Source organism: Pantoea sp. LMR881 (assembly GCF_027157825.1).
Taxonomy (GTDB): Bacteria; Pseudomonadota; Gammaproteobacteria; order Enterobacterales; family Enterobacteriaceae; genus Pantoea; species Pantoea haifensis.
On record NZ_JAPVOK010000002.1, the window covers coordinates 2556092 to 2578221 of the forward strand.

General features: G+C 53.1%; 10 protein-coding genes and 7 pseudogenes. 15 read left to right on the top strand and 2 right to left on the bottom strand.

Features of this window, described 5'->3' with window-relative positions; genetic code table 11:
- Nucleotides 1-25 precede the first annotated feature (25 nt).
- From ugpA to ugpQ, 4 genes and pseudogenes are all read left to right on the top strand, one after another.
- On the top strand, nt 26-913 hold the full coding sequence (gene ugpA / locus O3W44_RS13805; protein WP_269293519.1) for a sn-glycerol-3-phosphate ABC transporter permease UgpA: 888 nt from the start codon (nt 26-28) through the stop codon (nt 911-913).
- Nucleotides 910-1754, top strand: a pseudogene (ugpE, locus tag O3W44_RS13810) (sn-glycerol-3-phosphate ABC transporter permease UgpE). The gene ugpA and the pseudogene ugpE overlap by 4 nt, the downstream one beginning before the upstream one ends.
- A gap of 3 nt (nt 1755-1757) precedes the next feature.
- Nucleotides 1758-2824: pseudogene (locus O3W44_RS13815) on the top strand (sn-glycerol-3-phosphate import ATP-binding protein UgpC).
- On the top strand, nt 2821-3564 hold the full coding sequence (gene ugpQ, locus O3W44_RS13820; RefSeq protein ID WP_269293520.1) for a glycerophosphodiester phosphodiesterase: 744 nt from the start codon (nt 2821-2823) through the stop codon (nt 3562-3564). Before O3W44_RS13815 ends, ugpQ begins: the two are co-directional and overlap by 4 nt.
- Here the strand turns inward: ugpQ and O3W44_RS13825 are convergent.
- Nucleotides 3561-3839, bottom strand: a complete 279-nt coding sequence (locus tag O3W44_RS13825) for a DUF2756 domain-containing protein (protein WP_269293521.1) — start codon at nt 3837-3839, stop codon at nt 3561-3563. The genes ugpQ and O3W44_RS13825 overlap by 4 nt on opposite strands.
- A 199-nt stretch (nt 3840-4038) precedes the next feature.
- Here O3W44_RS13825 and ggt point away from each other — a divergent pair, with 199 nt between their 5' ends.
- The 5 genes and pseudogenes from ggt (at nt 4039) to gntU (ending at nt 9933) form a co-directional block, all read left to right on the top strand.
- Nucleotides 4039-5790, top strand: coding sequence for a gamma-glutamyltransferase (gene ggt, locus O3W44_RS13830; protein ID WP_269293522.1), 1752 nt, complete (start codon nt 4039-4041; stop codon nt 5788-5790).
- 344 nt (nt 5791-6134) lie between these two features.
- Nucleotides 6135-6830 (top strand): pirin family protein, encoded by a 696-nt coding sequence (locus O3W44_RS13835; RefSeq protein WP_269293523.1) that lies wholly within the window; start codon nt 6135-6137, stop codon nt 6828-6830.
- A gap of 71 nt (nt 6831-6901) precedes the next feature.
- Nucleotides 6902-7915 (top strand): gluconate operon transcriptional repressor GntR, encoded by a 1014-nt coding sequence (gntR, locus tag O3W44_RS13840; RefSeq protein ID WP_269294442.1) that lies wholly within the window; start codon nt 6902-6904, stop codon nt 7913-7915.
- A 138-nt stretch (nt 7916-8053) separates the two neighbouring features.
- Complete coding sequence (gntK, locus tag O3W44_RS13845) at nt 8054-8590, top strand: gluconokinase (protein WP_269293524.1); 537 nt, start codon at nt 8054-8056, stop codon at nt 8588-8590.
- Nucleotides 8591-8593: 3 nt separating this feature from the next.
- Nucleotides 8594-9933 (top strand): annotated as a pseudogene (gene gntU / locus O3W44_RS13850) (gluconate transporter).
- A 77-nt stretch (nt 9934-10010) separates the two neighbouring features.
- Here the strand turns inward: gntU and O3W44_RS13855 are convergent.
- Nucleotides 10011-10604: a YhgN family NAAT transporter gene (locus tag O3W44_RS13855; protein WP_269293525.1), complete on the bottom strand. Its 594-nt coding sequence runs from the start codon at nt 10602-10604 to the stop codon at nt 10011-10013.
- Nucleotides 10605-10811: 207 nt separating this feature from the next.
- Here O3W44_RS13855 and asd point away from each other — a divergent pair.
- The 6 genes and pseudogenes from asd (at nt 10812) to glgP (ending at nt 21702) form a co-directional block, all read left to right on the top strand.
- Nucleotides 10812-11919: pseudogene (gene asd, locus O3W44_RS13860) on the top strand (aspartate-semialdehyde dehydrogenase).
- 356 nt (nt 11920-12275) lie between these two features.
- Nucleotides 12276-14461, top strand: a pseudogene (glgB, locus tag O3W44_RS13865) (1,4-alpha-glucan branching enzyme).
- Nucleotides 14458-16440 carry a glycogen debranching protein GlgX gene (gene glgX, locus O3W44_RS13870; RefSeq protein ID WP_269293526.1) on the top strand — a complete coding sequence of 661 codons (1983 nt, stop codon included), beginning with the start codon at nt 14458-14460 and terminating at the stop codon, nt 16438-16440. The pseudogene glgB and the gene glgX overlap by 4 nt, the downstream one beginning before the upstream one ends.
- 10 nt (nt 16441-16450) lie before the next feature.
- Nucleotides 16451-17742, top strand: a pseudogene (gene glgC / locus O3W44_RS13875) (glucose-1-phosphate adenylyltransferase).
- A gap of 61 nt (nt 17743-17803) precedes the next feature.
- Nucleotides 17804-19236, top strand: a pseudogene (gene glgA / locus O3W44_RS13880) (glycogen synthase GlgA).
- A gap of 18 nt (nt 19237-19254) precedes the next feature.
- Nucleotides 19255-21702: a glycogen phosphorylase gene (glgP, locus tag O3W44_RS13885; RefSeq protein ID WP_269293527.1), complete on the top strand. Its 2448-nt coding sequence runs from the start codon at nt 19255-19257 to the stop codon at nt 21700-21702.
- Nucleotides 21703-22130: the final 428 nt, after the last annotated feature.

Sequence of the window (22130 nt, forward strand, 5' to 3'; positions counted from 1 at the left end):
TTGTTCTCTTTACGCAGAGCACGCTATGTCCTCATCTCGTCCGGTATTTCGCACCAGTCTGCTGCCTTATCTTTTGGTGCTACCGCAACTGCTAATCACGGCTGTTTTCTTTCTCTGGCCCGCCGGAGAAGCCCTTTGGTATTCGCTGCAAAATCTCGACCCGTTTGGTCTTTCCAGCACGTTTGTTGGGCTGGATAACTTTAAGCGGCTGTTTGCCGACGATTACTACCTCGCCGCTTTCTGGACCACAATAAAATTCAGCGGGCTGGTCACGGTATGCGGCATGGTGTTTTCGCTACTGCTGGCGGCGCTGGTGGATTATGTGGTGCGACTGCGCAGGCTGTATCAAATGCTGCTGCTGTTGCCCTATGCCGTCGCGCCAGTGGTGGCTGCGGTGTTGTGGATGTTTTTGTTTAATCCCGGCCTGGGCCTGTTCAGCTTTTTGCTGAACCATATCGGCTACAACTGGAACTATGCGCAGAACAGCGGTCAGGCGATGTTCCTGATCGTGCTGGCCTCGATCTGGCAGCAGATGAGTTACAACTTCCTGTTTTTCTTTGCGGCGCTGCAATCCATTCCGAAATCCCTGGTTGAGGCGGCAGCCATTGACGGCGCGGGTCCGGTACGGCGTTTTTTCAATTTATCACTGCCGTTGATTACCCCGGTGAGTTTCTTTCTGCTGGTGGTCAACCTTATCTACGCTTTTTTCGATACCTTCCCGGTGATCGATGCGGCGACAGGCGGCGGCCCGGTACAGGCGACCACCACGCTCATCTATAAAATCTATCGTGAAGGTTTTACAGGTTTGGATCTCTCATCCTCAGCGGCGCAGTCGGTAGTGCTGATGCTGCTGGTTATCGGCCTGACGATAATTCAGTTCCGCTTTGTCGAGCGTAAGGTGCAATACCAATGACAGAGAATCGACGCGGGCTGGATATCTTCAGCCATATCGTTTTAATTCTGGGCGTATTAACGATTTTGTTTCCGTTGTATATCGCCTTTGTGGCTGCCACGCTGGATAACGAAGCGGTATATCAGGTGCCGATGACGTTAATCCCCGGTACGCATTTATGGGAAAACGTCTCGCGTATCTGGTCTCAGGGGGTAAATGGCAGTGGCCCGGCGTTTGGCCTGATGCTGCTTAACAGCCTGATCATGGCGCTTGGCATTACTGTGGGCAAAATTGTCGTGTCGATTCTGTCTGCATTCGCGCTGGTGTGGTTTCGTTTTCCGCTACGCTCGCTGTTCTTTTGGCTGATTTTTATCACTTTGATGTTACCGGTCGAAGTGCGTATTTTCCCCACGGTGCAGGTAATCGCCGATTTGAACATGCTCGACAGCTACAGCGGCCTGACGCTGCCGCTGATGGCGTCCGCTACTGCCACCTTCCTGTTTCGCCAGTTCTTTATGTCGCTGCCGAATGAGCTGGTCGAAGCCGCACGCATTGATGGTGCCAGCCCGATGCGCTTCTTCTGGGATATCGTTCTGCCGCTCTCTAAAACCAACCTGGCGGCGCTGTTCGTGATCACTTTTATCTACGGCTGGAATCAGTACCTCTGGCCACTGCTGATTATTAATGATGCCAGTTTAGGCACGGCGGTGGCGGGGATTAAAAGCATGATCTCCACCAGCGGGGGCCAACGCAGTGGAACGAAGTGATGGCGGCGATGTTACTAACCTTAATCCCACCGGTTGTGGTGGTATTTGTCATGCAGCGCGCCTTTGTGCGTGGCCTGGTTGAGAGTGAGAAATAAAAAATGGCAGGCGTAACGCTTCAGGCGGTAACAAAATCCTATGATGGTAAGAATCAAATCATTCAGCCGCTCAATGTCACGGTAAACGATGGTGAATTTATGGTGATGGTAGGGCCATCCGGCTGCGGTAAATCTACGCTACTGCGGATGGTTGCCGGACTGGAGCAGGTCACATCCGGTGATATCTATATCGATGGCAAACGTGTTACCCATGAAGAGCCTAAAGATCGTGGCATTGCGATGGTTTTTCAAAACTACGCTCTCTATCCGCACATGTCCGTGGAAGAGAATATGGCTTACGGGCTGAAGATTCGCGGCATGGGTAAGGCGCAAATTCGTCAACGTGTGCTGGAGACGGCGCGCAGTCTGGAGTTGGAAAACCTGCTGAGTCGCCGTCCGCGTGAGCTGTCGGGTGGGCAGCGCCAGCGCGTGGCGATGGGTCGGGCCATTGTACGCGAGCCAGCGGTTTTTCTGTTTGATGAACCGCTGTCTAACCTTGATGCGCGGCTGCGTGTGCAGATGCGTCTGGAACTGCAACAGTTGCATCGCCGACTGAAAACCACCAGCCTGTATGTTACTCACGATCAGGTTGAAGCGATGACGCTGGCGCAGCGCGTGATGGTAATGAACAAAGGCATTGTTGAGCAGATCGGCACGCCGGTTGAGGTGTATGAGCGGCCCGCCAGCCAGTTTGTCGCCTCGTTTATCGGCGCACCGGCGATGAACCTTTGCCGGGGCAAATCAACGGCGACGGCACGCGTTTCAACCTTAATGGCGCTGCACTGCCGCTGGATAAGAGCAAAGCCAAGTGGGCCGATCGCCCGGTCACGCTCGGCATTCGCCCGGAGCATATTCAGCTCTGCCGTGAAAATGAAGGTATTCCTTTACAGGTGGAAACGCTGGAAATGCTGGGCGCGGATAATCTTGCGCACGGGCGACTTGGCAAGGCGCGTTTAGTGGTTCGTTTGCCGCACAGCGAGCGCCCGCAGGCGGGCAGCACGCTGTGGCTGCATCTGCCGTCAGATGCGTTACACTTCTTCGATTCAACTCACGGAAGGCGTCTGGAATGAGTCAACACTACTGGCCTTACCCGCACATCGTTGCTCATCGTGGCGGGGGTAAACTGGCACCGGAAAATACCTTAGCAGCCATTGATATCGGCGCGAAATATGGTCATCAGATGATTGAATTTGATGTCAAACTTTCAGGTGATGCGCAGATCTTTTTGCTGCATGACGACACGCTGGATCGCACCAGTAATGGCTGGGGTGTCGCGAGTGAACTGCCCTGGGAGAAGCTGGCGCAGTTAGATGCAGGTGACTGGTTTAGCCATCAATTCACGGGTGAACCGCTGGCGCGCCTGGATGCTGTGGCTGCGCGCTGTCGTCAGCATCAGATGATGGCCAACATTGAAATTAAACCCACTACCGGCAGTGACGTCGAAACCGGACGCGCTGTGGCCTTGGCTGCGGCAGAACTGTGGCAGGGACAAACCGCACCGCTGCTCTCCTCTTTTTCCTTTGAGGCGCTGGAAGCGGCAATGCAGGCGGAACCGACACTGCCACGCGGATTGTTGTCGCACAGCTGGGATGCGCAGTGGCAAGAAAAAACGCGCGCCTTAGACTGCGTATCGATTCATCTCAATCACAAGGTGCTGGATGAAGCGCGCGTCGCTGAACTGAAAGCGGCAGGCTTACGTATTTTAGCCTATACCGTGAACAGCCCGGAACGGGCACGGACATTACTCAAGTGGGGCGTCGATGCTATCTGTACCGACTGCATCGACATTATTGGCCCCGATTTCGCTTAGTTTTGATTTTGCTGCTGGCCCGGCTGCGTACGAATAACGCGCTGCTGGGCACTGTTTCGCTGCTCCTGCATTTTGCGCTGTAAATCCTGATTTTGCCGCTGCTGATCCTGCTGCAACTTCGTTTGCTGCTGCTGCTGCTGGATCTGCATCTGGGTTTGCATCCGTTGCTGGCTGGGGTTATAACCCGGTTTGTTTGGATCGTTTGTGCTGTTCAGCATGTTCGCCATGCCGGTTAACGGTAATAATGCCGCAAAAATAATTAGCCATTTCTTCATAACATCCTCCGTAAAGGCAGCCGCTACTGTGTGCAACGCGCTGAATTTGTGCGCATGGGCCGCCTGCATAAGTTTATGCAATATCACAGACTCCACATTCAGGTATGTGCCGAATTTGACTTAGCTGCCATTTTTTTGCTGTATTTGTAGCCACTTGTAGAAATGATAATAAATGTAAATTAATAAAGGTGGTGGCAGGATGAAAAAACAGAACCGTATTCGCCAGCTCTGCTGGTCATTATTGATGAGTTTCACCGTTGTCAGCGTGGCCGGTGCAGCACCCCATTCGTCGCCACCGGTTTCCTATGGAATTGAAAGCGACACGTTCCATCCGGTAAAGGCGCAGCACGGCATGGTTGCTTCAGTCGATGCCATGGCAACGCAGGTGGGTGTTGATATTCTGCGCCAGGGCGGCAACGCGGTTGATGCCGCCGTTGCGGTTGGTTTTGCCCTGGCCGTGACTCATCCGCAAGCGGGTAATCTTGGCGGCGGCGGATTTATGCTGCTGCGCACCGCTTCAGGCCGCACGACGGCCATCGACTTCCGTGAAATGGCTCCTGGCCGCGCTTCACGCGATATGTTCCTGGATAAGCAGGGCAACGCCGACAGTAAATTATCGCTCACTTCTCATCTGGCTTCAGGCACGCCGGGCACGGTTGCTGGTTTCGCCCTGGCCGCGCAGAAATATGGCACGCTGCCGCTCAGCAAGCTGCTGCAACCCGCCATCAAACTGGCCCGCGATGGCATTGTGGTTAACGATGCGCTGGCAGATGACCTGAAAACCTATGGCACAGAAGTGCTGCTCAGTCATGCCAACAGCAAAGCGATCTTTTTCAAACCGGACGGCAAACCATGGCAGAAGGGCGATCGGCTGGTGCAGAAAAATCTTGCACGCAGTCTGCAACTGATTGCTCAGCAAGGGCCTGAAGCTTTTTATCAGGGCGAGATTGCCGCTGAAATCGCTGGGGAAATGGCCCGAAACAACGGCTTAATTAACAAAGCTGATTTAGCTGCCTATCGCGCCGTTGAACGCAAGCCCGTCAGCGGCACCTATCGCGGCTATGAGGTCTTTTCGATGCCGCCACCGTCATCAGGTGGGATTCACATCGTTCAGATCCTCAATATCCTTGAAAATTTTGATCTGGCGAAAATGGGGTTCGGCAGTGCTGATGCCATGCAGATCATGGCAGAAGCGGAAAAATATGCCTATGCCGACCGCTCCGAATATCTTGGCGATCCCGATTTCGTGAAGGTGCCGCAGCAGGCACTGACCAGCAAAGCTTATGCGAAGTCGCTGGCACAGCAGATTGATGTTGCCAAAGCGCGCCCGTCCAGCGAGATCAAACCCGGCAAACTCGCGCCTTACGAAAGTAATCAAACAACCCATTTCTCGGTGGTGGATAGTAAAGGCAATGCCGTTGCTGTGACCTACACGCTGAACACCTATTTTGGTAGCGGCATCGTGGCGGGCAACAGCGGCATTCTGCTGAACAATGAAATGGATGATTTCTCAGCCAAGCCGGGCACGCCAAATGTCTATGGCCTGGTGGGTGGCGAGGCTAATGCGGTACAACCCGCTAAACGCCCGCTCTCCTCCATGTCGCCCACTATCGTCGCGAAAGAGGGCAAAACCTGGCTGGTGACCGGTAGCCCTGGAGGCAGCCGCATCATTACTACCGTGTTGCAAATGGTCGTGAACAGCATTGATTTCGGCATGAACGTAGCGGAAGCGACCAACGCGCCGCGCTTTCATCATCAATGGTTACCGGATCAGTTACGTGTTGAAAAGGGCTTCAGTCCGGATACGCTTCGCCTGTTGGAAAACAAAGGCCAACACGTAAAAGTGCTGCCTGCGATGGGTAGCACGCAAAGCATCATGATTGGTCCGGACGGCATGTTGTATGGGGCATCGGATCCACGCAGTGTTGACGATCTCAGTGCGGGCTATTGACCTTCGCTGGTAAAACCTTTTTAACATCAAGGGATTAAAAATCAATGTGCGTGAAATCATTCGCAAAAATCCTTTACAAACGCGAATGATAATGATTATTATTGCCTTGCGTTCCCGGGATCTCTACTGACCCTGCGGAAAGCACGACATTGCTCACATTGCTTCCAGTGTTTCTTAGCCAGCCGGGTGCTGGCTTTTTTTGTCTGCCATTCATGCCTTGTCAAACTGCTTGACCCACTTTTGCCTGATCGTTCATTTTTTTTGAACAGAGAAGTGAACTTTTTCAGCTATCAATCCCGGCTCCTCAAGCACAGACTATGAAAAAACATTGAGGAGAATTGAACATGATTTACGTACGTAAAGCGGAAGAACGCGGTCATGCCCGGCACGGTTGGTTAGAGAGCTGGCATACTTTTTCTTTTGCCAATTATTATGACGCTAACTTTATGGGCTTTTCCGCGCTGCGGGTGATTAACGAAGATATTATCGACGCGGGCCAGGGTTTTGGTACTCATCCGCACAAAGATATGGAAATTCTGACCTATGTCCTGTCGGGCACCGTGGAACATCAGGACAGCATGGGCAACAAAGAGCAGATTCCGGCAGGTGAGTTTCAGATCATGAGCGCCGGTTCGGGTGTGCGCCACTCTGAATACAATGCCAGCAACACCGAGGCGCTGCATCTGTATCAAATTTGGATTATCCCTGAGCGCACTGGCATTGAACCGCGTTACGATCAGCGTCGCTTCCCGGATGTAAAAGGACGTCAGTTTGTCCTGACGCCAGACGCACGTGACGGCTCGTTAAAGGTTTATCAGGATATGACGCTGTCGCGCTGGGTGTTGGCCGCTGGCGATAATGACAGCATTGAGATCGAAGCGGGACGTCGCATCTGGATTCAGGTAGTAAAAGGTGATGTCACTGTGAACGGCCAGGCTGTGGGAACCAGTGATGCGCTGGCGATTTGGGATGAATCTGCCCTGATCCTTCAGGCAGAGCGTGATGCTGAAGTGCTGCTGTTTGATCTGCCACCGGTCTAAAGCGTGATGGGGCGCATCGTCGCGCCCCATTGGCTATTCTGTGACAATTTAATGATAGACTCATCGTAACTCTGTCCCCAGGCGCTTACGATGAAGAAAAAAGACCGGTATTACAGGATGTTGCCGATCGCGTCGGCATCACAAAAATGACCGTCAGCCGCTATTTGCGCAATCCTGAGCAGGTCTCCCTCGCACTGCGTGAGAAGATTGCTGTGGCGCTGGATGAACTCGGTTATATCCCTAACCGCGCCCCCGATATGCTTTCCAACGCCACCAGTCGCGCCATCGGTGTGCTGCTGCCTTCACTCACCAACCAGGTTTTTGCGGATGTGCTGCGTGGCATCGAAGCGGTGACTGATGAAGCGGGTTATCAAACGCTGGTGGCTCACTTTGGCTATAACCCGCAAAAAGAAGAGTTGCAGTTGCGTTCGCTGTTGGGCTGGAATATTGACGGGGTGATCCTGACGGAGCGCAGCCATACGCCGGGTACGCTGCGTATGCTGGAAGTTGCAGGCATTCCGGTTATTGAAGTGATGGATTGCGTCACGCCGTGCCTGGACATGGCCGTGGGTTTTGACAATGTTGAAGCGGCGCGTCAGATGACCCAGGCTATCCTGAAAAAGGGACATCGCCACACGGTTTATTTGGGCGCTCGCCTGGATGAGCGCACGCTACAAAAGCAACGTGGCTATGAAAAAGCCATGCGCGAGGCGGGGCTGACGCCGCGTAGCGTGATGATGGAAGATGCGTCGTCGTTCAGCGCCGGTGGCGAACTACTTCGTGAAGCCCAGCGCCTTTACCCTGAAACTGACAGCCTGTTTTGTACTAATGATGACCTGGCCGTTGGCGCAATGTTTGAGTGCCAGCGCCAGGGGTTACAGGTGCCTGCGCAGATGGCGATTGCAGGTTTTCACGGTCATGACATCGCTCAGGTAGTGACGCCGCGTCTGGCAACGGTGCTTACGCCGCGTGACCGAATGGGGCGTGAAGCTGCGGCACTGTTACTGGCGCGTATTGCAGGCGATCACAGCGTAACAGAGCCGTTAGATGTAGGTTTTGAGATCGCGGAAGGCGGCAGCATCTGATTCTGACAAATTTATGAGTCAGTTCACACTTTTGTGCTTTTCCAGGTAAAAAGGTTGCCAGGCTGTTAAGTGGTCAAGACAATGAGAACCGACATTGTTATCGGTAACATTGGCAAATTCACCTGCCGGAGCAGAAAAATGACAACGCATTCCCCGTCGCATCACGTTTTTATCCTGATGGGCGTTTCAGGCAGCGGTAAATCTGCTGTCGCTAATCAGGTTTCTCATCAACTGAATACCGCCTTTCTCGACGGTGACTTTCTCCATCCGCGTGCCAACATCCTGAAAATGGCGGATGGCCATCCGCTGGATGATGACGATCGTCAGCCCTGGTTACAGTCGCTGAATGATGCCGCTTTTGCCATGCAGCGTACCCAGGCCATTTCGATCATTGTCTGTTCGGCACTGAAAAAGCGTTACCGTGACAGCCTGCGTCAGGGCAATGACAACCTGAGCTTCATCTACCTGAAAGGGGATTTCGACACCATCGAAGCGCGTCTTAAAGCGCGTAAAGGCCACTTTTTCAAGCCACAAATGTTGGTGACGCAGTTCGCCACGCTGGAAGAGCCAGGCAGCGATGAGGCTGATGTATTAGTCGTGGATATCGATCATCCACTGGACGAGGTTGTAGCGGCGACGGTTGCGACCATCAAGGAAGCAATCAATCAAGGCTAGTCAATGAATACCGCTACACTCGTTTTGACCGCAGCAGGCTCTGTCCTGCTGCTGCTTTTTTGGTGATGAAAGCGCGTATGCATGCCTTTGTCGCCCTGATGTTGGTGTCGATTGGTGCCGGGCTGTTTTCCGGCATGCCGCTGAATAAAATCGCCGAGACCATGGAAAAAGGGATGGGCGGCACGCTCGGCTTTCTGGCCATCGTGGTGGCGCTGGGTGCGATGTTCGGCAAAATCCTGCATGAAACCGGCGCGGTCGATCAGATTGCCATCCGCATGCTGAAAACCTTTGGCGAGAGCCGTGCACACTACGCGATGGGCATTGCCGGTTTGATCTGCGCACTGCCGCTGTTTTTTGAAGTGGCTGTGGTGCTGCTGATTAGCATTGCGTTCGCTGTGGCGCGGCGCACGCAGGGCAATTTAGTCAAGCTGGTGATCCCGCTGTTTGCCGGTGTGGCCGCGTCCGCCGCCTTTCTGCTACCGGGCCCTGCGCCCATGTTGCTGGCTTCACAGATGCACGCAGATTTTGGCTGGATGATCCTGCTCGGTCTGTGTGCTGCCATTCCAGGCATGCTGATCGCTGGTCCGTTGTTTGGCAATTTCATCGGTAAGCATGTCTCTTTCAGCTCACCGCCGGAAGATCATCAACCGGATGTCGATGAAAGTCAGCTACCCTCGTTTGGTTTCAGTCTCTGTCTGATTCTGTTCCCGCTGGTTCTGGTGGGGCTGAAAACCATTGGCGCACGGTTTACCACCGAAGGAACGTCGCTTTATCAATGGCTGGAATTTATGGGTCATCCGTTTACGGCCATTCTGCTGGCCTGTCTGGTGGCTATTTATGGTCTGGCTTATCGTCAGGGCATGGATAAAGAGAAAGTGATGCAGGTGTGCGGCAGTGCGCTGCAACCGGCGGGTATTATTCTGCTGGTCATCGGCGCAGGCGGCGTGTTTAAGCAGGTACTGGTTGATTCAGGCGTGGGGCCGGTGTTGGGTAATGCTCTGACCGGTGCCGGGCTTCCTGTTGCGCTGGCCTGTTTTATTCTTTCTGGCGCAGTGCGTGTTATTCAGGGTTCCGCGACCGTGGCATGTCTGACCACCGTTGGCTTGATTATGCCGGTAATTGAACCGTTACATTACAGTGGTGCGCAACTGGCAGCCTTATCCATTTGTATTGGCGGCGGGTCAATTATTATCAGTCACGTGAATGACGCGGGTTTCTGGCTGTTTGGCCGTTTTACCGGTGCCAGCGAAGCGGAGACGTTAAAAACCTGGACGCTGATGGAAACGATTCTGGGTACGGTGGGCGCAGTGGTTGGCATGATTGCGTTTGAGTTGTTGTCTTAAGCTGTTGCGGTTTACTATTCTCACCTCAATCTTCCCCGATCAGAGGAGGATTGAGGTGGAGAAAGCGGGTGCCATGCCTACAATTTCAGGTAAGCCCGAATCCCATCTAAAAACATCTGTGTCGCCAGCATAATCAGGATCAGCCCCATCAGTCTTTCCAGTGCGTTAACCCCTTTATCGCCGAGCAGCCGCAAAAATACGCCGGAAAGCAGTAAAATCACCACGGTAACGCCCCAGGCAATCAACAGCGCACCGACCAGATGTGACATTTGGTGCGGGTATTGGTGCGATAACAGCATCAACGTTGCCAGCAGCGAAGGGCCGGCAACCAGCGGGATTGCAAGCGGCACCAGAAACGGTTCTTCTCCGGCAGGTAAACCGGTACTGCTGGTTTCGGGCGAAGGGAAAATCATTTTGATGGCGATTAAAAAGAGAATAACGCCGCCAGAGATCGAAACTGTTTCAGTGCGCAGGTTCAAAAACGCCAGAATGCGTTCACCCGCAAACAAAAACAGCAGCATAATCGCCAGCGCAATCAGCATTTCGCGAATTAACACCATGCGGCGACGTTTAGGCTCCAGATGCTTTAAAACCGACATAAAAATCGGCAAATTGCCCAGCGGATCCATTATTAACAACAATAATATTGTTGCAGAAATCATTTCAGTCATCTGTTTTATATCGACTCATGGTTAAGAAAAGCGTGTTATTAGATGTGCTGCTGAAAAAGTTAGCGCCATCGAATTAATTCACTTGCCAGAAATTGTGCATTTTGTAGAGTTGGTGGTCATATTATTACGCAGAGTGGGGTGAAATTGGCACTCCGCTCTTCCCCTCGGTTGAAAATCAGGTGTGACATCGCCTGAGACGGATACGACATGAAGAATGTAGGTTTTGTTGGTTGGCGCGGTATGGTCGGCTCAGTGCTGATGTCCCGCATGAGTGAAGAGCGCGATTTTGATGTTATCAATCCGGTCTTTTTCTCGACGTCGCAGCATGGTCAGGCGGCCCCGGAATTCGGTGGCAAGCATCATGGTGCACTTCAGGATGCCTTTGATATCGATGCACTAAAAGCACTGGATATCATTATCACCTGCCAGGGCGGCGACTATACCAGTGAAGTCTATCCTAAGCTGCGCGCCAGTGGCTGGAAAGGTTACTGGATCGATGCGGCTTCTACGCTGCGTATGAAAGACGATGCCATCATTATCCTCGACCCGGTTAACCATCAGGTGATTCGTCAGGGCATCGACAACGGCATTAATACTTTTGTTGGCGGTAACTGCACCGTCAGCCTGATGCTGATGTCGCTCGGCGGCCTGTTTGCACAGAACCTGGTGGAGTGGGCGTCTGTGGCAACTTATCAGGCCGCATCGGGCGGCGGTGCACGACATATGCGCGAGCTGCTGACGCAAATGGGTATGCTGCACGACCACGTGGCAAAATCACTGCACGATCCGGCGTCAGCCATTCTTGATATTGAGCGCAGCGTGACGGATTTACCCGTTCCGGCACTTTGCCGACAGACAACTTTGGTGTACCGCTGGCGGGAAGCCTGATCCCATGGATCGACAAACAGCTTGAAAACGGTCAGAGCCGCGAAGAGTGGAAAGGCCAGGCAGAAACCAACAAGATTCTGGGTACGCAACACACCATTCCGGTAGACGGTTTATGCGTACGTGTTGGTGCGCTGCGCTGTCACAGCCAGGCCTTTACCCTGAAGTTGAAAAAGATGTGCCGCTGGCGGAGATTGAACAGCTACTGGCTTCACATAACGAATGGGTCAAAGTGGTGCCAAATGACCGCGAACTGACAATGCGTGAACTGACGCCTGCCGCCGTTACCGGCACGCTGACCACGCCGGTCGGTCGCCTGCGCAAACTCAATATGGGGCCAGAATATCTCTCGGCCTTTACCGTGGGTGACCAGCTGTTATGGGGCGCTGCGGAACCGCTGCGCCGTATGCTGCGTCTGCTGGTAGACTAAATCTTAAACTTTTCAAAAAGGCTGGAAAATCTCCGGCCTTTTTGGCTTTTTATCCTCTAATAAGTCAAATGACTTATCCTCTGGAAGTGATCAGCTTCCCTTTTTGCTTGCTCGTGAAGAATTTTTTGTTTTCTGGCCTGGCAACTTCTATCGCCAAGCTATGATTTAACAATGATGTGCCGCTTGTTGACTGTTTTGCTTTTAGAACTGAATGGTTGTTGTACACGGCAAAGAATCTTTCCCACGGACTGGCTTAATTTCCTTGTCGTTGTACGCATGGCTCAATGAAGAGCAGTGCATCTGATGCGTGTTGCGAATACGCCCATTTCGCCTGCCACTATCACAGGAAGAAAGTCATGTCAGAGCTTCCCGATCGCCAGGCGATCAATGCCCTGTTTGAGGGGAATTACGCCGATCCCTTTTCAATATTAGGGATGCACCAGACGGAAAAAGGCCTTGAAGTACGGGCGCTGCTGCCCGAGGCTTCAGAGGTTTGGGTAATTGAAACGAATACCGGGCGTAAACTCGCCCAGCTAAAATGTGTTGATTCTCGTGGCTTCTTTAGCGGTGTGGTCCCACGTCGCAAAAACCGTTTTCGCTACCAGTTAGCCGTAAACTGGCACGGACAGCAAAACTTGCTGGACGACGCTTACCGTTTCGGCCCGTTGCTGCAAGAGATGGATGCATGGCTACTGGCGGAAGGGACACATTTGCGTCCCTATGAAACGCTGGGTGCACATGGCGCAGTGATTGATGACGTGAACGGTACGCGCTTTTGCGTCTGGGCACCCAATGCACGTCGCGTATCGGTCGTCGGCGATTTCAATTACTGGGACGGTCGTCGCCATCCGATGCGCTTGCGTCAGGAACTGGGCATCTGGGAACTGTTTGTACCGGGCGCTTTCAATGGTCAGTTCTATAAATTTGAAATCATTGATGCGAGTGGTCAGCTGCGCATTAAAGCTGATCCGTTCGCCTTTGAAGCGCAGATGCGTCCGCAAACCGCCTCAACAATTTGTGGGCTGCCTAACCTGATTGAGATGAAAGCTGAGCGCAAAGCCGCCAATGCGTTTGATGCGCCAATCTCAATTTACGAAGTGCATCTTGGCTCCTGGCGCCGTCACACCGACAATAATTTCTGGCTCAGCTACAAAGAGCTGTCTGAACAACTGATCCCTTACGTCAAAGAGATGGGCTTTACCCATATTGAACTGATGCCAATCAACGAGCATCCCTTTGATGGCAGTTGGGGTTACCAGCCTCTGGGTATGTACGCGCCCACCCGTCGCTTCGGGACGCGCGACGAGTTTCGCGACTTTATTGCCAGCGCGCATGAGGCTGGCCTGAATGTATTACTGGATTGGGTGCCGGGCCACTTTCCCAGCGATGACTTCGGCTTAGCAAAATTTGACGGCACTGAGCTTTATGAACACAGCGATCCGCGTGAAGGCTTTCATCAGGACTGGAACACGCTGATCTATAACTTTGGTCGCCGCGAAGTCAGCAACTATTTGTCAGGCAATGCGCTCTACTGGCTTGAACGTTTTGGCATTGATGGTTTGCGTGTCGACGCGGTTGCGTCAATGATTTACCGCGATTACAGCCGCGCAGAAGGTGAATGGGTTCCTAATTATCAGGGGGCCGTGAAAACCTCGAAGCGATCGCTTTCTTACGTTACACCAACCGCACACTCGGCCAGGTAATGCCAGGGACAGTGACCGTAGCAGAAGAATCCACCGATTTTCCTGGTGTGTCACGTCCACCTGAAGATGGCGGACTGGGCTTCTGGTTTAAGTGGAACCTTGGCTGGATGCACGACACGCTCGACTACATGAAGCTTGATCCAATCCATCGCCGCTATCATCACAACCTGATGAGTTTTGGCATGATGTACAACTACACCGAGAACTTCGTGTTGCCGCTGTCACATGATGAAGTGGTGCATGGCAAACGTTCCATTCTTGATCGTATGCCAGGCGATGCGTGGCAGAAGTTTGCCAACCTGCGTGCCTATTACGGCTGGATGTGGGCATTTCCTGGCAAAAAATTGCTGTTTATGGGCGGTGAGTTTGCACAGGGAAGAGAGTGGGATCACGACTCCAGTCTCGACTGGCATCTGCTGGAAGGTGCAGACAACTGGCACCATGGTGTGCAGCGTCTGGTACGCGATCTCAACTTCACTTATCAACACCATAAGTCGCTGCATCAACTCGATTTTGATCCACAAGGGTTTGAGTGGCTGGTGGTCGATGATTTTGAAAACTCGGTGTATGTGTTTGTGCGTCGCGACCGTGACGGCAATGAAATGATTATCGCCAGTAACTTTACCCCTGTGCCGCGTCCGGGTTATCGCTTTGGCGTTAACCAGGCGGGTAGCTGGCGCGAAGTGATGAACACCGATCAGCATGAATATCACGGCAGTGATGTGCGTAATCACCGGGTACATACCGATTCACAGGAGAGTCATGGTCGTCCGCAATCCCTCAGTCTGAATCTGCCGCCGCTTGCCACTGTCTGGCTGGTGCGTGAGGAGAATGAATGACAGTCAATCCCGGTAGCCCTGAACCTTTAGGTGCTAATTACGATGGTAAGGGCGTCAACTTTACGCTGTTTTCTCATCATGCCACACACGTTGAACTCTGCTTGTTTGACGCGCGCGGTCGTGAACAGCGTATTGCATTACCGGGTCGCAGTGGTGATATCTGGCATGGTTACGTGGCAGGCATCAAACCTGGCCAGCGTTACGGCTATCGGGTGCACGGCCCCTGGGCGCCCAGGCAAGGGCATCGTTTTAATCCCGCGAAATTACTGGTTGATCCCTGTGCCCGCGCGGTAGAAGGGGATATTCCAGACGATCCCTGTTTTCACGGTGGAGAAATCGAACCGGATCTCGTGGATAACGCTGCCTTAGCGCCTAAGTCGCTGGTGGTCGCCGAAGATTTTGACTGGGAAGAAGATGTTGCGCCCCGCACACCGTGGGGCAATACAGTGATTTATGAAGCGCATGTGCGCGGCCTCACCAAACGACATCCGGAAATTCCGGAAACGCTGCGCGGGACTTACGCAGCGTTAGGCCATCCTGTTATGGTGGATTATCTGCGTTACCTTGGTATTACCGCCATTGAGCTGTTACCGATTGCGCATTTTGCCAGCGAGCCACGCCTGCTGCGTCTCGGTTTAAGTAACTATTGGGGCTATAACCCGTTTGCGTTGTGGGCCGTTGATCCTCGTTACGCCTCCGGGCAAGACGGACTGACGCCGTTGCAGGAATTCCAGCAGGCGGTGAAAAATCTGCATGCTGCAGGCATCGAAGTCTTGCTTGATGTGGTGTTTAACCACAGCGCCGAGCTTGAGGAAATTGGCCCGACCGTTTCTCTGCGCGGTGTGGATAACGCCAGTTATTACTGGCTAAACGAGCAGGGTGAATATGTAAACTGGACCGGGTGCGGTAACACCCTCAATCTCAATCATCCTCAGGTCATGACGTGGGCGTTAGAGGCACTGCGTTACTGGGTGCGCGTATGTCACGTTGATGGCTTTCGTTTTGATCTGGCGACGGTTCTGGGCCGGACGCCAGATTATCAGCGTGACGCACCGCTGTTTAGAGCGATACGTGCCTGTCCGCTGCTGTCATCAGTGAAGCTGATTGTCGAACCCTGGGATATCGGGCCTGATGGCTATCAGGTGGGGCACTATCCTGAACCGTTTGCTGAATGGAACGATCAGTTTCGCGATACCGTGCGGCGCTACTGGCTGCATGGCGAGGTTACTAACGGTGAGTTTGCTCGCCGTTTTGCCGCATCCAGCGATCTGTTTCAGCACCAGACGCGGCAACCCCACGCTACCCTTAATTTGGTAACCGCCCATGACGGTTTCACGCTGTGTGATTTGGTCAGTTTTAACCACAAACACAATGAAGCCAACGGCGAAGACAACCGCGATGGTCATGGCAACAATTACAGCCATAATCATGGTAAAGAAGGATTGCAGGTCAGCTTTGATGTGTTTGAGCGTCGGCGGCTTAGCGTGCATGGCTTACTTACCACGCTGCTGCTGGCACAAGGCACACCCATGCTGCTGGCGGGTGATGAGCGTGGTCACAGTCAGCACGGTAACAACAATGCCTACTGTCAGGACAATGCGTTAACCTGGCTGGACTGGCAGGCTGATGAAAAAGGATTGGTCGATTTCACCGCTGCGTTGATCCACTTACGCCAGCGCATTCCTGCGCTGACGGCGGACCGCTGGTGGCAGGAAGGTGACGGCAATGTGCAGTGGCTCAATGCCAGCGGCAAACCACTGCAGCACGACGAATGGAAGCAGGGGGCGCACAGAATGCAGATCCTGCTCTCCGGCCGCTGGTTAATAACAATAAACGCCACGGAATCGGTGAGTGACATCGCCTTACCAGACGGAGAATGGCGTGCCCTTCCTCCTTTCGCCGGGGACGATAACCCCATCCTGTTAACTGTCTGGCATGGTCCCGCACACGGTGTGTGCGTGTTCCAAAAGCAATCATAAGGAGTCAGACATGGTTAAATTAGACAGAACAGATCATCTGATGCTGGCTCGCCAGCTCCCTACACAAACGGTTGCCCTGATCCTTGCCGGAGGACGTGGCACACGCCTTGTTGACCTGACCGCGGAACGCGCCAAACCTGCCGTACACTTTGGCGGTAAATTCCGTATCATCGACTTTGCGCTCTCCAACTGCGTGAACTCCGGCATCCGCCGCATTGGCGTCATTACTCAATATCAATCGCATACGCTGACCCAGCATATTCAGCGTGGCTGGTCGATCTTCAACGAGGAGATGAACGAATTTGTTGATTTACTGCCAGCGCAGCAGCGTTTCTCTACTGAGCACTGGTATCGCGGCACTGCCGATGCGGTGACGCAAAACCTCGATATTATTCGCCGTTATGATGCACAGTACATCGTGATTCTTGCCGGGGACCATATTTATAAAATGGATTACTCGCGCATGCTGTTGGATCACGTAGATAAAAATGTAAAGTGCACCATTGCCTGTTTACCGGTTCCGGTTCACGAAGCCACAGCCTTTGGGGTGATGGCGGTGAACGAGGAAAATATGGTGGTTGATTTCGTTGAGAAACCGCCTAAACCCCCTACCATGCCAGGCGACGATACTCAGTCGCTCGCCAGTATGGGCGTCTATGTCTTTAATGCAGACTATCTTTACCAGCTATTAGAAGAAGACCTGCTGGAACCCAATTCGAATCACGATTTTGGTAAGGATATCCTGCCAAAAATCGTGGCAAGCGGCGAAGGCTACGCTCATTCGTTTGCCCTTTCCTGTGTGCAAAACGATGACAAAGCAACGCCCTATTGGCGCGATGTGGGAACGCTGGAGGCTTACTGGCGTGCCAATCTTGATCTGGCCTCGGTTACACCAGAACTGGATATGTATGACCACACCTGGCCAATCCGCACGCATATGGAACCGCTACCGCCTGCTAAATTTGTGCAGGACCGCTCCGGCAGTCACGGCATGACCATGAACTCTTTAGTTTCTGGCGGCTGCATTATTTCGGGGTCGGTGGTCGTGAATTCTGTGCTTTTCCCGCGCGTGCGCGTTAATTCTTTTGCAATATTGATTCTACCGTGCTGCTGCCTGATGTGGTGGTTGGCCGATCCTGTCGTCTGCGCCGCTGTGTGGTTGACCGCGCCTGCGTGCTGCCAGAAGGGATGGTGATTGGCGAAAACCCTGATGAAGACAGTCGCCGGTTTCACCGTTCGGAAGAAGGCATCGTACTGGTTACCCGCGCCATGTTGGCCAAATTGGCTAATGCGGGGCAGTAGGCGATAAGCGGCACACGCAATGGGCACGCGGATCGTGCCTGATAACTTAATGAGGTCGAGGATGCAGGTTTTACATGTCTGTTCAGAACTTTTTCCGCTGCTGAAAACTGGCGGGCTGGCTGATGTAGTCGGGGCATTACCTCAAGCACAAATTGCGGGTGGAACGGATACGCGGGTGGTGATCCCCGCGTTTCCAGCATTGCGCAAAGGTATACCAGATACTGAAGTGATTGCTGATTTACAGACCTTTGCGGGTCCTGTGCGCTTACTGCTGGGGCATTTTAACGGCGTTAATATTTATCTCATTGATGCGCCAGGTTTATACGATCGGCCAGGCAGCCCATATCACGATGAATCACAGTACGCTTACGTGGATAACTATCTGCGTTTTGCGCTGCTGGGCTGGATGGGCTGCGAACTGGCATGCGGGTTAGATCCTGCCTGGCGGCCAGACATTGTGCATGCACACGACTGGCACGCGGGGCTGACCTGCGCTTATATGGAGGCGCGTGGACGTCCGGCAAAGTCGGTGTTTACCGTGCACAACCTGGCCTATCAAGGTTTGTTCGCCGCGCATCATCTGGATCAGATCCAGTTACCCAGCGCATTCTTCAACATGCACGGGCTGGAGTTCTTTGGTCAGATCTCCTACCTGAAAGCCGGGCTGTTCTACGCCGATCACATCACTGCAGTAAGCCCGACCTATGCACATGAGATCACCTCAGCCGAATTCGGGTACGGTATGGAAGCATTGCTGGCGCAGCGCATGTTGGAAGGCCGCTTAAGCGGTGTCCTGAACGGTGTGGATCCCTCAATATGGGACCCGGCGCACGATCTGCTGCTGAGTGCCCGCTACAACCGCGACACGCTGGAAGCTAAGGCGGAAAACAAGCGTCAACTTCAGGTCGCGATGGGGCTAAAGGTGGATGATAAAGTCCCGGTCTTTTGCGTTATCAGTCGCCTCACCCGCCAGAAAGGACTGGATTTGGTGCTTGAAGCGTTGCCAGGCTTGCTGGCCCAGGGGGACAACTGGTACTGCTGGGACAGGGTGATGCGGAACTGCAACAGGGCTTCCTGGCGGCTGCGGCCGAACATCCAGGAAGCGTAGGAGTACAAATCGGTTATCACGAAGCTTTCTCGCACCGCATTGTCGGTGGTGCAGACGTTATTATGGTGCCAAGTCGCTTTGAACCCTGTGGCCTGACGCAGCTTTACGGGCTGAAGTACGGCACGTTGCCGCTAGTACGCCGCACCGGCGGTTTAGCGGATACGGTGAATGACAGCTCGCTTGAAAACCTGGCGGACGGTATCGCCAGCGGCTTCAGTTTTGAAGACAGTAACGCCTGGTCGCTTTTACGTGCGATTCGACGTGCTTTTGTTTTGTGGTCTCGTCCTTCTCTCTGGCGTTACGTTCAGCGTCAGGCAATGGGAATGGATTTTAGCTGGCAGGTGGCAGCACAAGCCTACCGCGATCTTTATCAACGTTTGTTGTAACGGATTGGGAAACTGGATATGAATGCACCTTTCACTTACGCCTCACCGACGTTGACGGTTGATGCTTTAAAGCACTCGATTGCTTACAAGCTGATGTTCACTATTGGTAAAGATCCCTCTATCGCCAATAAGCATGAGTGGCTCAACGCCGCGCTGCTGGCGGTGCGCGATCGCATGGTTGAGCGTTGGTTGCGTTCCAGCCGCGCCCAGTTATCACAGGATGTCAGGCAGGTTTATTACCTGTCGATGGAATTCCTGATGGGCCGCACGCTGGGAAATGCACTATTAGCGATGGGCATTTATGAGGATCTCAATCAGGCGCTGGACGAAATGGGTCTCGATCTTGCCGAACTGATGGAAGAGGAAAACGATCCTGGCCTCGGAAATGGCGGTTTAGGTCGTCTGGCAGCCTGCTTCCTGGATTCGCTTGCCACGTTGGGCATGCCAGGGCGCGGTTATGGCATTCGCTATGATTACGGCATGTTCAAACAGAACATTATTGATGGCGAGCAAAAAGAGTCACCCGATTACTGGCTTGAGTATGGTAATCCCTGGGAGTTCCAGCGTTTCAATACCCGCTACAAAGTGCGCTTTGGTGGACGTATTCAGCATGAAGGATCGAAGGTGCGCTGGCTGGAAACAGAAGAGATCCTGGCGATGGCTTACGATCAAATCATCCCAGGCTTTGATACGGATGCCACCAACACGCTGAGGCTGTGGGGCGCCCAAGCCAGTAACGAAATCAATCTGGGTAAGTTCAATCAGGGCGATTACTTCGCAGCGGTTGAAGATAAAAACCACTCAGAAAACGTGTCTCGTGTGCTTTATCCTGATGATTCAACCTATTCAGGTCGCGAGCTGCGTTTACGGCAGGAATATTTCCTGGTGTCCGCTACGGTTCAGGACATTCTTAATCGCCACTGGCGTATGCATCAAACCTGGGACAACCTGGCTGACAAAATCGCGATTCACCTGAACGATACGCACCCGGTTCTGGCGATTCCAGAGCTGATGCGTTTGCTGATCGATGAACATAAGTTTTCCTGGGACAACGCTTTTGAGGTGTGCTGTCAGGTGTTCTCTTACACCAACCACACTTTAATGACGGAAGCCCTGGAGACCTGGCCGGTTGATATGTTGGGGAAAATTTTACCGCGTCATCTCGGCATTATTTTTGAAATCAACGACTTTTTCCTCAAAACGATTCAGGATTATTATCCTGACGACTGGGATTTGCTGTCACGTATCTCGATTATTGATGAAAAAGAGGGCCGTCGGGTCCGCATGGCGTGGCTGGCGGTGGTTGTGAGTCACAAAGTCAATGGTGTATCAGAACTGCACTCTAATTTGATGGTGCAGTCACTGTTTGCTGATTTCTCTCGCCTGTTTCCTGGACGTTTTTGCAATAAAACCAATGGCGTTACGCCACGACGCTGGTTAGCACTGGCGAACCCGGCACTTTCCGACGTGTTAGACGAGGAGATTGGTCGCAACTGGCGCACCGAGTTGAGCCAGTTAAACGAGCTCAAAGCGCAAATTGATTACCCGGCCTTTATTCAGAAAGTTGCAGAGGCGAAGTTGCAAAACAAACGTCGGCTGGCAGACTGGGTAGCAAAAAATCTGGATGTTGTACTCGATCCGAATGCGCTGTTTGACGTACAAATTAAACGTATTCATGAATACAAACGTCAGCTCTTAAATGTATTGCATGTGATCACCCGCTATAACCGCATCAAAGCCGAGCCGGGAGCCAATTGGGTGCCGCGCGTCAATATTTTTGCGGGTAAAGCGGCCTCAGCGTATTACGTCGCCAAGCATATTATTCATCTGATCAATGACGTTGCTCAGGTGATCAATAATGATCCGCAGGTCAAGAACAAGCTGAAAGTTGTTTTTATTCCCAATTACAGCGTTAGTCTGGCACAGATCATTATTCCTGCCGCCGATCTTTCGGAGCAGATCTCTACCGCAGGAACCGAAGCGTCGGGTACCAGTAATATGAAATTCGCTCTGAATGGCGCATTAACTATCGGTACGCTGGACGGGGCTAACGTGGAAATGCTTGAGCATGTGGGCGAAGAAAATATCTTTATTTTCGGTAATACCACGCCGCAAGTAGAAGCACTGCGTCGCGACGGTTATAACCCACGTAAATATTACGAAGAGGATGCTGAACTGCATCAGGTACTGACGCAAATTGCGTCTGGCGTTTTCAGTCCACAGGATCCGGGCCGCTATCGTAATTTATTCGATTCACTGGTGAACTTCGGCGATCACTACCAGTTACTGGCGGATTACCGCAGTTATGTCGATACCCAGGATAAAGTCGATGCGCTTTATCGTCAGCCTGATGAATGGCAACGCCGCGCCGCGCTAAATATTGCAGGCATGGGGTATTTTTCATCGGACAGGACGATTCAGGAGTATGCCGATGAAATCTGGAATATCGCACCAGTAAGGTTGTAGTCGCCACTGCGTGGGAGGCTGCACGCCGTGCGGGTAAACACACTTTGTGCGGGTTCCGCCCGCCGTGCGGGTAAACACACTTTGTGCGGGTTCCGCCCGCCGTGCGGGTAAACACACTTTGTGCGGGTTCCGCCCGCCGTGCGGGTAAACACACTTTGTGCGGGTTCCGCCCGCTGTGCGGGTAAACACACTTTATGCGGGTTCCGCCCGGCGTGCGGGTAAACACGCTCCGTGCAGGTTCCCGCCCGCCAGGCGTGCGGCAGTTTCCAGCACCTCCGTGCAGGCGGACGTGTCAGGGGGCGTCGCGGCCCCTTAACAATCCCCGCGCCCGGCAGCCTCTGCTGTACCTTCGTCTCTCGCTGCGGCCTGACGGACCGCCCGGACTTGCCAGTCCCTGGCGCGTTCCGGCCTCTCGCCGACGTCCTGTC